Source organism: Acidimicrobiales bacterium (genome assembly GCA_036491125.1).
Classification (GTDB): Bacteria; Actinomycetota; Acidimicrobiia; order Acidimicrobiales; family AC-9; genus AC-9.
In genome coordinates this window covers 1-13,558 of the sequence record DASXCO010000040.1, presented here as the reverse complement: position 1 = coordinate 13,558, position 13,558 = coordinate 1, and the positions used below count along the sequence as shown (strand labels likewise).

The 13,558-nt window shown below is 67.5% G+C and carries 12 protein-coding genes; 4 read left to right on the top strand and 8 right to left on the bottom strand.

Annotated features, from left to right (window positions below):
* From VGF64_03355 to VGF64_03345, 3 genes are all read right to left on the bottom strand, one after another.
* Positions 1-1,059 (bottom strand): TOMM precursor leader peptide-binding protein (locus VGF64_03355; GenBank protein HEY1633771.1); only part of this gene is annotated, 1,059 nt, incomplete at its 3' end.
* A gap of 138 nt (positions 1,060-1,197) precedes the next feature.
* The gene (locus VGF64_03350) at positions 1,198-1,557 is read right to left on the bottom strand and encodes a hypothetical protein (protein HEY1633770.1); all 360 of its coding nucleotides are present in this window, start codon (positions 1,555-1,557) and stop codon (positions 1,198-1,200) included.
* A gap of 29 nt (positions 1,558-1,586) precedes the next feature.
* Positions 1,587-1,928, bottom strand: a complete 342-nt coding sequence (locus tag VGF64_03345; GenBank protein HEY1633769.1) for a hypothetical protein — start codon at positions 1,926-1,928, stop codon at positions 1,587-1,589.
* Between the two features lie 315 nt (positions 1,929-2,243).
* Between VGF64_03345 and VGF64_03340 the strand changes: the two genes are divergently transcribed.
* From VGF64_03340 to VGF64_03325, 4 genes are all read left to right on the top strand, one after another.
* Positions 2,244-2,690, top strand: a complete 447-nt coding sequence (locus tag VGF64_03340; protein HEY1633768.1) for a pyridoxamine 5'-phosphate oxidase family protein — start codon at positions 2,244-2,246, stop codon at positions 2,688-2,690.
* A 141-nt stretch (positions 2,691-2,831) separates the two neighbouring features.
* Complete coding sequence (locus VGF64_03335; protein ID HEY1633767.1) at positions 2,832-3,656, top strand: hypothetical protein; 825 nt, start codon at positions 2,832-2,834, stop codon at positions 3,654-3,656.
* A 7-nt stretch (positions 3,657-3,663) separates the two neighbouring features.
* Positions 3,664-5,952, top strand: a complete 2,289-nt coding sequence (locus VGF64_03330; protein HEY1633766.1) for an NHLP family bacteriocin export ABC transporter peptidase/permease/ATPase subunit — start codon at positions 3,664-3,666, stop codon at positions 5,950-5,952.
* Positions 5,949-8,834, top strand: coding sequence for an NHLP bacteriocin export ABC transporter permease/ATPase subunit (locus tag VGF64_03325; GenBank protein ID HEY1633765.1), 2,886 nt, complete (start codon positions 5,949-5,951; stop codon positions 8,832-8,834). Before VGF64_03330 ends, VGF64_03325 begins: the two co-directional genes overlap by 4 nt.
* Positions 8,835-8,866: 32 nt before the next feature.
* On the opposite strand, the gene VGF64_03320 is transcribed toward VGF64_03325, so the two are convergent.
* The 5 genes from VGF64_03320 to VGF64_03300 all read right to left on the bottom strand — a co-directional run.
* Positions 8,867-9,784 carry a sulfotransferase gene (locus VGF64_03320; GenBank protein ID HEY1633764.1) on the bottom strand — a complete coding sequence of 306 codons (918 nt, stop codon included), beginning with the start codon at positions 9,782-9,784 and terminating at the stop codon, positions 8,867-8,869.
* A gap of 97 nt (positions 9,785-9,881) precedes the next feature.
* Complete coding sequence (locus VGF64_03315) at positions 9,882-10,172, bottom strand: Nif11-like leader peptide family natural product precursor (protein HEY1633763.1); 291 nt, start codon at positions 10,170-10,172, stop codon at positions 9,882-9,884.
* Between the two features lie 431 nt (positions 10,173-10,603).
* On the bottom strand, positions 10,604-10,882 hold the full coding sequence (locus VGF64_03310; GenBank protein HEY1633762.1) for a Nif11-like leader peptide family RiPP precursor: 279 nt from the start codon (positions 10,880-10,882) through the stop codon (positions 10,604-10,606).
* A 66-nt stretch (positions 10,883-10,948) separates the two neighbouring features.
* A complete protein-coding gene (locus tag VGF64_03305; GenBank protein HEY1633761.1) occupies positions 10,949-12,397 on the bottom strand; it encodes a TfuA-like protein in 1,449 nt (482 codons plus the stop codon).
* Positions 12,394-13,558: YcaO-like family protein (locus VGF64_03300; protein ID HEY1633760.1), on the bottom strand; the 1,165-nt coding region annotated here is incomplete at its 5' end. The genes VGF64_03305 and VGF64_03300, both read right to left, overlap by 4 nt.

Here is a 13,558-nt window from a genome sequence, read left to right as displayed (position 1 = left end):
GGGGAAGCGCAAACCGGCCGTCCACACGTGGAGGGCCGCGTCCTCGGGGCCGACGGCGGGTTTGAGGTCGCGAACCACGCCCAGGCGGCGACTCACCTGCTGCTCGAGGCTGGCCAGAGTCTCGGCGAGCGACCGGGCCCGATGACCCCCTCCCTCGCGGGTCGCCTTGGGCGTCGGCTGCAGCACCAGCGGCCCCTGGGCCGGCCTCGGGGTGGCCACCCCGCAGGCCGGGCAGTCGGGGTAGCGCACGAGGAGGTGCGTCTCGGAGCAAAGCGTCGCCGAGTCAATGGTCACGAGCCGGCCTCTCAGGGCCTCGATCGTGCCGCCGACCATGACCTCGGCCACCTTGGTTGCCACCAGCCCAGCCAGTGCCCGCTGGGCACCGGGCGACTTGCCGAGCGACAATGGTGGACGGCTGGCAGCGGGATCCCCAGCCGACAGGGCTCGGGCCAGACAGGCCCAGCAGCCCGTGGCGCCGGGCTCCAGCAGCGGGCCGAGCCACAGCTCGACGCCGAGCGGGCGGGCCAGCAGCCACGGCCTGCCAGCACCGAGCATGGCCTTGTTGATCCCGTCGAGCTCATCGCAGAGGTAGTCCTCGGCCAACACGCAGACCACCGAAGCCTGATCGCTCGCCACGACTCGTACCCCCAGCTCCTCCAGGGCATCGACCAATGGCTGGACGTCGACGGCGCCCACGGCCACGACCTCGACCGTGGTCCGGGACAGGCGGTCGGCCGCCTCGGCTGCGCCCAACCCCATCGGCTCCCAGAAGGCCGCCACCTGCCGGTCGCCATCCAGGGGCTCGTCCACGACGTAGCGCCGACGCTCGAGGTCGCCGACGACCGCCACCACCTCGGTCAACGACAGTTGCCCGGAGAGCTCCATGGCGACCTGCTCCAGGGTGCGGCTGCCGTCCAGCAGGGGTAGAACCGCCGAGGCCGCGTCGCCCTGCACGACGACAGTCCGGCCCTCTCCGGCGAGCTCTACTCGCCCGGGCTCGACCCGTCCCAGTTGCAGATCAGCGCGTAGCCTGAGCGCGCCGTGAGGATCCACAACCATCTACTGGGCGGGTCTTTCGCATCGGCCGGGTCAGCTCGTCAAATACGACGGCACCCGAACAGGGAGCAGCTAACGCTCGTCAAATCCTGCTCTTCTCGTCCACGGGAGCCTGTCGTACCTCGCTGACCAGCGGGCGGATCATGGAACAATGAAGCAAAACATCGCCCCGAAGATGCCGACGGGGTTTATATTTCCGCCGGCAACTCCCTCAAGCTGCTGATCAGAGAGCTCTGTGGTCGTAACACCGGCGGGTCGAGACGCCGTCACCTTGACCTCGACAGATCCCTTCTCGACCATGCGGTCCCACGCGGCCACGAAGTCATCGAGCGTCCTCCGCTGAGCATCGGGCACAGCGTCAACGAGCTCGGCCTCTACCTTGACCGTTGCCGGCAGCTCGATCCCGTGCTCGGCCAGGACGGTGCGGGGCTCTGCGATCAACCGACCCCTGATCGCCTCGTCCTCCCAGACGTCGTTGAAGACCGCCCCTAGGTTGCGCACGAGATCTACACGAGCGTTCTCAACCACGTCTACAGGCCGCAGAGGAACCAGCAGCTGCTTAGGTCCCCCCCTCCGCCGGCGACTCCCTCCAGCTGCTCCTCGGAGAGCTCAGTGGTGGTTGCACCGTCGGGTCGTGACGCCGTCGTCTTGAGCACGACCGACCCCCTGTCGACCATGCGGTCCCACTCATCGAGCGAGAGCTCTGCATCCCCTATATCCGCCACGACCTTGGCCTCAACCGTGACCGTCGCTGGCAGTTCTATGCCATGCTCGGCCAGGACCGTGCGAGGCTCTGAGACCAACCGGTTCATGAGCGCCTCGTTCTCCCAGGCGTCGTTGTACACCGCCCCGAGATTGCGTACGAGCTCCACGCGAGCGTTATCCGCCACAGCCCCCCCCTTTCGTAAGGCCGCCATAGACTGCGACAAGACAACAATACTCAAATGCCCGTGCCGATGTCCACTAAACCGAGCACAGGCGGTGTGGAACCTCTTGAAATCCGTGCTCGAGCCCACCCCCGTCCAGCTGCTATGTGCAGTTCTGCGCCAGCCGAAGTGCTCGCGCCGTCAGGCCTGCCACCCTGACCATTAGCCCGGACAACCGGCGACGACATTGAGTGGCGTAGGAGTTGGCATGCTTTCCGGTCAGAGGCAGCGTCGTCCCCGGCCGCCGTAAGGAGACGGACAATGATCGACCTCACGCCGTTCGAAAGGCTCGTCGCCCTCGACCACGGCCTCAGCGTCGTCGTAACCTGCCGCGCCGATCACACCCCCCAGGCCACCGTGGTAAATGCCGGCGTTGTGCCCCATCCTCTCGAGGACACCCGCGTGGTGGCGTTCGTGTCCGCAGGTGGGAGTCGCAAGCTCGACCTTCTGCGCGCCGACCCCACGATTGCGGTCGTCGTGCGAGCGGGGTGGCGATGGATCACAGTCGAAGGCGTGGCCCAGCTGATCGGGCCCGACGACCCGCACCCCGGAGTGGACGAGGAGCGCCTCAGACTGCTGCGTGGTGAGATCTACACGTCCTTCGGTGGACCCCACGACGACTGGGACACCTGGGACCGAGTGATGCGAGAGGAACGCTGGGCAGCCGTCCTTGTGACTGCCACCCGGGTCTACTCCTTTCGGGGCTGACCGCCGACTGCGACTTGCTCCTACAGGTACCCTCGGCGCGGAGGCCGAAGGCTCGCTATCGTTACTGGTGCGGAGTGGCGAGGCTCCGAAAAAGGGGGGGATCACGTTGCGAGAGGGCATGTTCGTGTCCGCCAGGTCGTTGTGAGCACGGCCCTTTTCCGGCGAAAGGCCCTCGAGCGCGTCTCGTCGCCCGAACAGCTCGACCGGGTGGTCCGGGCGGCACTGCCCCTGCAGTGGGTGGCGCTCGTCGCCCTCCTGCTCGTGGTCGCCGCGGCGGTGGCCTGGGCCGTGATCGCCACCGTTCCGACCACGCTGTCAGGCGCGGGTATCTACCTTCCCGTCGGAGGACTCCACCCGGCAAGCACGCCGATAGCAGGAACCGTGACAGCTTCCCCGGCCCTGACCGTGGGGGCCCAAGTGTCGGAGGGCCAGGTTCTCGCAACGGTGACCCCACCGGTGGCTCAGGGAACTCCAGGGCCTCCGCCGAGCTACCCGGTGTCCTCGCCGCTGACCGGGGTGGTAGTCACCTCGTATCCCCTCTCGGGGACCTTTGAGGGCGCCGGCCAGGTCCTTGGCCTGGTCCAGCCCACAGACCGGCCCCTCGTGGTCTACAGCTATGTGTCCGATCAGACCGCGAACGGGCTTTCCCGAGGAACTGAGGTCCAGGTGGACATCGCCGGATTGGGCGGCGCCTACGGCTACGCCAAGGGAAAGGTGGCGGCGGTAAGTCAATACCCGGTGGACCCCGAGAGTGTGCAGTCCCTCACCAACAACTCCTCGCTGGTCGACGTGCTCAAGTCCCTGGGTCCCACCAAGGAGGTCATTGTCAGCATGACGCCAGCGTCCACCCCGAGCGGGATCGCGTGGGGCAGGGGACAGGGCCCGCCGGGCAGGCTTCCGCCAGGGTTGCCGGCCGACCCGAAGTTCATCGTGGGCTCGCATCATCCCATCAGCAACGTGATCTGAGGCGTTGATGAGCTCAACAGCCACGGAGATGATTCCTCGGGCAGTTCGGCGCCGGCAGGTGAAGACGCCCTCCATCTTGCAGATGGAGGCACTCGAATGCGGGGCGGCGGCGCTCGGCATCGTCCTGGCCTATTACGGCAAATGGGTTCCTCTCGAGGACCTCAGGACGGCCTGCGGGGTGTCGCGCGACGGCTCTCGAGCGGCCAACGTCCTGCGCGCCGCCCGCGGCTACGGCATGGAGGCCAAGGGGATGCGCCTGGACCCGGCGGACCTCGACGAGCTCCAGCTCCCCGTGATCGTGTTTTGGAACTTCAACCATTTCGTGGTCATCAAGGGCACCTCGAAGGCGGGGGTGAGCCTCCAGGACCCGGCCGTCGGGTCGAGGATCGTCACGTGGGACGAGTTTGACGCCTCCTTCACGGGCGTGGCCCTGGTGCTCAGTCCAGGGGATGACTTCGTGCGCGACGGCGCGCCGCCGTCTGCGACCAGGGGCCTGATCGACCGCCTCGTCGGGGCACACCCGGCGCTCGTCCTCTGCCTGCTCGCCGGGATTGGTCTCCTGGTGCCGGGATTGCTCGTGCCGGCGTCGGTGCGGATCTTCGTCGATCAGTACCTGGGGGCCGGCGACACCAGCTGGCTGTGGGTTTTGGTGGCGGCCGTGGGCCTTGCCGCCATCGTCCAGATCGCATTCACCTGGCTGCAACAGCTGGTGCTGCTCCGGCTCTCGACGAAGTTGTCGGTCTCGATGTCGACGAGCTTCTTTGCTCACACGCTGCGCCTTCCGGTGTCGTTCTTCACCCAGCGCTACGCCGGCCACGTCGTGAACCGCATCCAGCTGAACGACCAGGTCGCCACTCTGTTGTCGAGTCAGCTGTCGGCCACGCTCCTCAGCTCGGTCACGGCGCTCTTCTACGTCGTCCTCATGCTCATCTACGACTGGCAGCTCACGTTGATCACGCTGTTCCTGGCCGGCGGGAACATACTGGTGGCAACGTGGGGCCGCAGGAGCCAGCGTGACGCCAGCGACCGCATCGTGTCCGCCCAGGGGACGGCGCTGGCCACGATGGTGGGCGGACTCGCGAACATCGAAGCCCTCAAGTCCACCAGCGAGGAGACCTCGTTCTTCTCCCGCTGGGCGGGCCAACAGGCCAAGCTGGTCAATGCCCAGCAGGACCTGTCACTGGCCACGTCGACGACCGCGGCGGCGCCCATCATGCTCACGTCGATCAGCACGGCAGCCGTGATCGGTGTCGGCGCCTGGCAGGTCATCGGCGGCCACCTTTCGCTCGGCACCCTGACCGCATTCCAGGTGCTGGTAGCGGGATTCATGGGACCCCTCGGACAGCTGGTGGGCTTCGGACAGACCCTCCGCACGGCGGCAGCGAACCTCGTGACGCTGGACGACGTCCTCGATCACCCCGTTGATCCGGACCTCGAGCTGGCAGTCTCCTCGTCGGGAGACGGTCGGTCCGGCGACGGTCGGTCCGGCGACGGTCGGTCCGGCGACGGTCGGTCCGGCGACGGTCGGTCCGGCGACGGTCGATCGCGCGCTGGGGGCACCTCCCACCGCCCCCTCGCGCTCTCGGGAGCCCTCGAGCTACGAGACATCACCTTCGGCTACAGCCCGCTCGAGCCGCCCCTCATCGAGGGCTTGTCGCTCCGGGTCGAACCGGGGCAGCGGGTGGCGCTGGTCGGGGCCACCGCCAGCGGCAAGTCCACCGTGGCCCGCCTGGCGGCCGGCCTGGCCCGACCGTGGTCGGGGTCCATCGAGGTCGACGGGACCGACCGGCGCGCACTGCCTCGTGCGGAGCTGGCTGCAACGCTGTCGCTCGTCGACCAGGACATCAACCTCTTCGAAGGCTCCGTCGCCGACAACGTCACCTTGTGGGACCCGACCATCACCGAGGAAGCCATCGTGCGGGCCGCTTCGGACGCAGCCATCCATGACGACATCATGCGTCGACCTGGGGGGTACGCACGACCCATCCTGGAGGGTGGAGCGGACTGGTCAGGCGGCCAGCGCCAGCGCCTCGAGATCGCCCGGGCGCTCGCCACCGATCCGGCGATCTTGATCCTGGACGAGGCCACTGCGGCGCTTGATGCCCTTGTCGAAGCCGAGATCGACCAACGCCTCCGGGCGCGAGGATGCAGCTGTCTGATCGTGGCTCACCGGCTGTCCACCATCAGGGACTCCGACGAGATCGTGGTCCTCGACCATGGTCAGCCGGTCGAGCGAGGCCGTCACGAAGACCTCGTCGCAAGGGGCGGGCAGTACTCCGCTCTGGTCGGACAGTGACGGACCAAGACGGCACCACGGTGGAGAACGCCCAGCGCCCTCTCCTGGCTAATGCCCCGCTATGGATGGACGACCCCAGTCGTGCCTGGCGAGTCGAGTCCGGGCGGGTGCAGGTCTTCGCACTTCTCGGTGAAGGTAGCAGGCGCATACCGGTCGCCTATCTCGAGGAGGGAGACTGGGCCCTACCCGCTCCACTCGGCAGCGAGGTGCAGCTGCTCCTCGTCAGCCTCGTCGCCAAGACGATCGTGAGCCCCGTGGCTCTGCCGGCCGAGACGGACGGCCCGGTACCCCCGAGGCTGGCCGACCGCGAAGTGCTTCACGCCATCGAGTCCTGGGTGGAGCGCCTGGCCCAGGCGGTGGGGGACCCGAGCCCCGCGGAAGGCGTTGGTCTCGTCACCGGTGAACGAGCCGAGATGTCCGAGGGGCAGGTGGCCTGGCCCGTGCGCCGAAGCGTATGGATCGATGCCGGGGCTGATCTGGAGGCTTTGCGGCTGTTCGGCGACACCGGATTTGCGGATGGTGGACAGCACGACGGGGCCGCGGTGCCCCTTCCAGCATCCGCGTGGATCCGAGCCGACCGGGCGAGCTCGATCGTGGCGGAGTCCGGTGCCCAGACCCTCGCTCGACCTGAAGGCTGGCGGGGCCTCCAGCTGTTCTGCCGTGCTGCCCTGAGTCGACTGCAGGTCCGCATGGGACGCGCCCAGGCCGCCGCTGGTGAGGCTCTTGCCGGGCGGGACCAAGAGCAGATGCGCCTCGACACCCGGATCTACACCCAGCTGAGCCGGGTGCTCGAGCCGTCCGGAGACCGGCTGGTCGAGCCCGACACCGACGATCCGACTGTCCGGGCTCTGTCCATGGTGGCAGCCTCCACGGGGGTCGAGATTCGATCGCCTGAGCACCTGGGCGACGTCGCGGGGTTCGACCGGGTCGACGCCATTGCACGGAGCTCAGGACTCCGTTGGCGGAGGGTGGCGCTGGAGGGTCGCTGGTGGCGCCAGGACGTCGGCGCCCTCTACGGCACCCTGGAAGACGGAAAGCCTGTTGCCCTGCTTCCCCGTCGGGCGGGGTCGATGGACCTGGTGGACCCCGCCGACGGCACCACGCGCCGGGTTGACGCCTCCGTTGCCGAGCGTGTGAGCGACGAGGCGGCGATGCTCTACCGGTCCCTTCCTCGCCACGAGGTGAGTGGGCGAGGGATCCTGGGATTCCTCCGGCGCTCGATGGGTTCGGACCTCTGGCGGCTCGCTCTGCTGGGATTGGCGGTCGGGGTGCTGTCGCTGATCACCCCCCTCGTCACGAAGTACATCTTCTCCACCGTCGTGCCGGGACAGGAGTCAGGGGTGCTGTTCGGCCTCACGATATTGCTCATCGTCTTTGCCGTTGGCAGCTTTGGCTTCTCGGTGATTCAGCGTCAAGCGCTCGCCCGCATCAGCGGCCACGTCACCAAGGATCTGCAATCCGCCCTCTGCGACCGCGTGGTCGACCTGCCCCTCTCGTTCTTCCGTCGCTACTCCTCTGGATCCCTCGCCAGGCGGGTGATGGCCGTCGATCAGATCCAGGCCCTCGCCACCGCCGTGGTGACGACGAGCATGCTGGCAGTGCCTATCGGGATCTTCAACCTTGGCCTCGCCTTCTACCTCCAGCCCCGCCTCGGGCTGTTCGCATTGCTCGTCATAGTGGCCGGGACTGTGGGCATCTTCCTGTACACCCGCACCCAGTCTTCCCACCTCGCCGCGCAGACCGAGGCCAACCAACACTCCTTCGGGCTGGCCATGCAGTTCGTGGACGGGGTGGGCAAGCTGCGGGTGGCCAACGCCGAACGGCGGGCTTTCGCTCAGTGGGCCACCAGCTTCGGCGCCTTGAAGGAGGCCTTTGTCGCCTCCCAGCGGGGCTTCGCCGCCGTCACCGCGTTCACGGCTGCGACGACGGCGGTGGGGACGGCGGCACTGTTCCTGGCGGTGGCCACCCTCCCAACGAACACCGTGTCCTCCGCCACCTTCATCGCCTTCAACACCGCCTTCGGCCAGTCCTTGGCGGCTCTCGCCGGGCTGACCGGGGTCGCGGTGTTCTTCGCCCAGGCCCGACCGCTGTACGACAGCGCGCGCCCGGTGCTCGAGACCCCAGCGGAGGTGACCGAGGGCGGTGAGGATCCGGGGCCGCTGTCCGGGGCGATCGAGGTGAGCCACCTCGGCTTCCGCTACACCGCCGACGGGCCCGCCGTGCTCGACGACGTGTCGTTTCAGGTGGACCCCGGCGCCTTCGTCGCCCTGGTGGGTCCCTCGGGGTCTGGCAAGTCCTCCGTCATGCGCCTACTGCTCGGCCTCGAGATGCCCGAAGTGGGGACCGTCCGATACGACGGCAAGGACCTCGACTCGCTCGACCTGGTAGCGGTGCGTCGTCAGATCGGCGTGGCCACCCAGAGCGTGCGCCTGCTGCCAGGCGACGTGTTCACCAACATCGTGGGCAACCGTGAGCTCACCATGGACGATGCCTGGGAGGCGGCCGAGGTCGCAGGGATCGCCGACGATATCCGCGACATGCCGATGCAGATGAACACGTTCATATCCGAGGGAGCTTCCACCTTCTCGGGCGGCCAACGCCAACGACTGCTCCTCGCCAGGGCGGTGGTCGCCAAACCGAAGATTCTCCTCTTGGACGAGGCCACCAGCGCACTCGACAACCGCACCCAGGCGCAGGTGGCGGAGGCCATCGCCAGGCTGCGGGCGGCGCGGGTGGTGATCGCCCACCGGCTCTCGACCATCCGCGAGGCCGATACGATCATGGTGCTGGACCAGGGCACAATCGTGGAGCAGGGCAACTACGACGAGCTGATGGCGACCGGGGGCCGCTTCGCCGAGCTCGCCCTTCGTCAGCTCTCATAGGGGGAAAGTTCGGCTCCGAGCACGCGCCCAAATCACTGATGTCGGATCGGGTCGTCGGTATACCCGAACGACACAGCGAGCTCGACCATCTCTTCGTTCAGCGACTCCGGGATATCCCACTCGGGCGGTGCTCGGAGGCTGGCGGGCACGACCGGTGGACGCAGCTCAGGGCTCGCCAGGAACCCCGGGTCCCAATAGCCATCCAGCTGTCCCCTGCCGCCGACGGAGTACTCAGAACCCTCCGGGTGACGCATCTGATCCAGCGCCGCCACCTCACCACTCACGCCGAGGAACCGGGCTATCGCGCCCAAGCAGGAGTCGAGAGCCGACAGTGCGTCCTCCGCTCTCACCAACATGGCCTGACCCGGCGGGAGTGTTGCGCAGAAGGCCTCGATTCGGCGATGCGACGACAGCCATGCTGTCGCGCACACGTCGGGATGGTCGAACAGCAGCAGCGTCTTCTGCATCGACCATTGGAACGTCACCGGATGGCGGACCAAATGGATGAAGCGAGTGGAGGGGTACCACTTCAGCGCCCGGCCGGGTCCGGCCTCGTCGAAGCTGGTCTCCGGGGACTTCTCCACTCCCGCGAGCGGCGCCACCTGGCCCAACAGCACGGCGAGAACGTCTCTGGTGGGCCAGTGCCGGCGTTCGGTGAGCCACTGTTCGGCACCCGCCAGCGCATCTGCGTCTTGGCCGCCGAACACCACCTGGGCGACCGCCCGGCGGAGGCCGGGAGCAGGGTGCTGAGGGAGTAAGAGCTTTTGGAACGAAGGAAGCCTCGGAGGTGCATCGAGCACGTCTCCGACGGTGTCGTGTGCGAACAACTTCAGCTCAGGGAAGCCGTACAACTCCGGATGGCGGCCGAGCATCGCCACGAACACCGACGAGCACGATCGAGCCGGCGCGAGCACGACCACCGGGGGTGGAATGTCCGACGTCGCTGACATGTCGTCCACTGGCTTCAGGTGGTCGCTGCCTCCGCCGCAGTAGCAGAGGTCAGACGACTGCTGCAGCAGTCATGGTCGGACTCCCATCGACTTGAAGTCATGATCCCAACCACGTGATGAGGTCAGCCCATTTCGGATCGTACAGACCGGGCGCACCGCCCGGAGTAATGGACAAACCGCCCGCCACCTTTTCCACATCCTTGTCGGACAGCTCGCTCATTCCGGTCAGCCTCCGGATGGTGGGCAGGTCGTCGGTGTCCACGTCGTAGCCCGCGTCGGTCACGATCCGACGCTTCTCCTCCGGGGTCTCGGCCGCTTCCAGTTGGTTCCGGAACTGCTCGTCCGAATTCATCCGCTCGAAGAACGCCGTTGCTCCCTCGGCACTCATGTTGTCTCCTCACTCCCGCGGTCTGCTGGGTAGCGGTCACGCGATTGCTGCTACAGCTGCAGAGCCAATAACGGTGCCACCGCCGACGACAATCCACGTCTCCGCACACGCGCCGCCTGCGACCTTCTCCAGATCCTCATCGGAGAGCTCGCTGGTGCCAGCCAGCATCCGGATGGTGGGCGCGCTGACATGTCGTGCATCGGCTTCAGGTTCTACCTACCGCGGCCGCACTAGCAGTCTTGGTCCACGGGCGGAACGACCCGGCGCTTCTCCTTCTGGGTTTCGACACCTCCAGCGGGCGCGGGAGCTCCTCGTGCGGACACACCCGCTGGTAACGCGCGGTTGCAGCTTGTCCGCTCGTGCTGCTTGCTGACCGTGCTCCTAACGGCTCTGCTGGGTAGCGGTCAGGTGCCAGCATCCTGCTCGACCGCTCATAGGAGAACTGCCGCCAAGGCACCTGCAGCACCCGCTGCTACGCCCGCCTGCGTAACACTGACGCCGCCCGCCACCTTCTCCAGATCCTCGTCGGAGAGGTCGCTGGCGCCGGCCAGCCTGCGCATGGTGGACAGGTCGTCGCGGGTCAGGTCGTAGCCAGCTTCGGTCACGATCCGGCGCTTGTCGTCCGGGGTCGCCGCACCTTCCAGCTGGGTCCTGAACCCCTCGTCCGAGCTCATCCGCTCGAACAATGCTGTTGCTCCCTCTGTACTCATCTTGTCTCCTTATTGGTGTGGTTGTCCGTCGTGATGGTCATGAAACCTTCGGGTCCGGGATCTAGTTCATCGCGGGTCCTCCCCGAAGATGGAATCGAGAGTTGCCAAGTGGCTCCGGGCGCGCCTCCTCACGGTGCGGGCGGCAACGAGCTCGTCGAGCAGGTCGGCCATGCCGGCGAACCCGGCCTCGTCCGCGAAGCGATCGGCGGGCACATCAGGCCGCCAGCCGCCGGAGCGGATCTGGTCGCGGACCAGGTCGGTTGCATCAACCGCCGGAGCGGCCGATCCGACCCCTTCCTCGGGGAGCGGTCCGACATCGCCGCCTGCCGTCTGCCGTACTCTCTGGTGCTCGGCAGCCTCCTCGGCCGCCGCCGCGTAACGGTTCTCCAGCCGCAGCTCGTCCAACACGGGACGGACCAGCAAGCGCTTGCCCGCTCGGATCCGCGCCCAGTCTCGTAGCCTCCGTGCACGCGCTTCTCGCTCGGCGTGTGCCTGAAGCCAGGCTTCGTCCACGTGGTTGTCGGCCAACCACCCGGCCAGAGCGGCATCGTCCGAAATCTTCAGCGTCGCCCGGATCCTGCGCAGCTCTTCAGCCACCTGGTCGGGTGTCGGGTCGACACCCCAGGCGCCGGCGAGCTCGTCCACAAGCATCCGGTCGAGCACCCGGTCATAGACACGCGGATACTCCGGATCGTGGAGAGCGACATAGCGGGCGATCTCCTCGAGGCGCAGCGTGATGTCCGAGCATTCGACCTTGCGGTCACGCTCTACAAAGGCGTCAAAGACGTGGCACCGCGAGACTTCGATCCAAGGAGCCGTCCTCGGTTCGGTCGACGCAGCCACCGGACGGTCCCGGAGGACCTCGAGCAGCTTCACGGCGTCGAGCCGCTTCTGGTCCACATAGGCGGCCTGCAGGGCGTGGCGGACCGCAGCCTCATCCTCCTCGGCTTCTGCCCAGGCATCGGCCCTCTCAAAGAGGAGCTGGCGCGTCCGCTCCGGGAACCACACCTGCTTGGCAAAACTCAGGAAGCGTCCCGAAAGCACCGGCGGGATCCGCCGTTCGCGCGTTGCGAGCTCCATCGTCGCTCGTAGGTTGACCATCGGCTCTGTGTGTGGCCGCCAACCGGACTGCGGACCGCCGTGCGCGACCGCGACCTCGTCGTCGTCGACCAGCTCACCACTGGCGTAGGCCTCGAAGATGGCGCCTACCCCCACCATGCCGAACGGGGCGCACTCGGCGGCCCGCAGCGCCCCCATGCTCGAGGCGCCGAACACGGCCACACCTGCCGCCAGGGCGTGGAGGATCTCCTTGTGCCACACGGGGAGGTCCTGGTAGAAGAGACCGTCTACGATCCCGATCGCATCGGGCGCGTCGGCACCGAGCATCGAGAAGATGTCCCCCTGGGCCACGGGCGGTCGGTAGTCCGCCTCAGCCAGGATCGATCGCGCTTCGACCGCGGCCACGGTAGGTCCCAGGAACACCACGACCTTGCTCGGTGCGGCTCCGTCGCTCACCCGGTCACCTCCCTCGTGTCCGAGCGTTCCGCCGCTGCCGTGGCGGCCGCGCGCCCGCCCCGGAGCCCTCGGGAGTAGTAGGCGAAGGAGTTGTAGCCCTCGAGGCCTGGGACCACTACACGCACGACCGACACATCGAAATCGGGCGGCGTCAGCTCGACGACGATCGCGTGCTCGAGTCCGACCCCGGCCAGGCGCTCGAGCAACGTGACGCAGTCTGCCTCGAAGGTGTCCGCGGCCGAGGATGGCCGCGAGCGGGCGGTCGTATGCGGCTCGAGGAGTGTGGGGCGGGCCGTATTGGGGCGGCGCATGCGCCGGTGTTCGAGGCTCATCAAGTCGTCGCGCGAGCCGGCAATGTAGACGCCGCGGCTCTGCACCGCCTCTGTCAGCGCCCTCACCATGGCGACCTCGGGATCGAGGTGGGCTCCGTACCCGCGGAAGGTGCCGGTGTCGGGGATCAGGTCGTCGAAGATCAACGCCTCATAGCACGGCACCATGGTGTCGATCGTGCAGTCGAAGAGGACGAGAGAGAGTCCGCAGCGCTCCAGGCGCTCCACCAGCGAACGCACCGGCGGATAGGAGACTCCCCCGAGATCGACCGCCGGGGCAAGCTCCACGCGCCCGCCGAACCGCAGCGTGGTGCAGGTGACGGCGTCGCGCTCGATCACCTCCGCCAGCCCCGAGCACACCGCTTCGAGAAAGACGTTTCCCGACGCCAGCCCGTTGGATCCAACCTGGTACGACAGGCGGCCGTGGTCCCGCTGATAGCCCGCAATCATGGTCACCAGGTCGAACGGCACTGCCATCGGGCCCTGGGTCATGAGGTCGAAGCCGATCGTCCAGTCCTCGGCCTCGTCGGGACTGAACAGCGAACAGCGGGACATCGGTAGCAGCTCACTGTCACAGACCAGGCCCGCCGCCGCCAGCTCCCGGTGCGTGGCCCGCACGGTCATCCCGTGCTCCGGGCCCTCCCCGCGCTTAGGGAACTGCTCGGCGAAGTACAGCTCGATACCTTCCATCGCGGCCGACACGGTCGCCGCGGCCAAGGTAAAGCCCTTGCCGGACGAGCTGGCCAGAGTGGGGGCGTTCGGCCGCATCGCCTGGACGATGGGGATCCCGATGCGGTCGAGGCCCGTGATGTTCGCGATGCGCGTGATCCCC

Excerpts from the sequence above, each read along its gene's own strand:
- VGF64_03340 (HEY1633768.1), top strand. The coding sequence starts at position 2,244 with ATGATCGACCTCACGCCGTTCGAAAGGCTCGTCGCCCTCGACCACGGC.
- VGF64_03330 (HEY1633766.1), top strand. The coding sequence starts at position 3,664 with ATGAGCTCAACAGCCACGGAGATGATTCCTCGGGCAGTTCGGCGCCGG.
- VGF64_03320 (HEY1633764.1), bottom strand. The coding sequence starts at position 9,784 with ATGTCAGCGACGTCGGACATTCCACCCCCGGTGGTCGTGCTCGCGCCG.
- VGF64_03315 (HEY1633763.1), bottom strand. The coding sequence starts at position 10,172 with ATGAGTGCCGAGGGAGCAACGGCGTTCTTCGAGCGGATGAATTCGGAC.
- VGF64_03310 (HEY1633762.1), bottom strand. The coding sequence starts at position 10,882 with ATGAGTACAGAGGGAGCAACAGCATTGTTCGAGCGGATGAGCTCGGAC.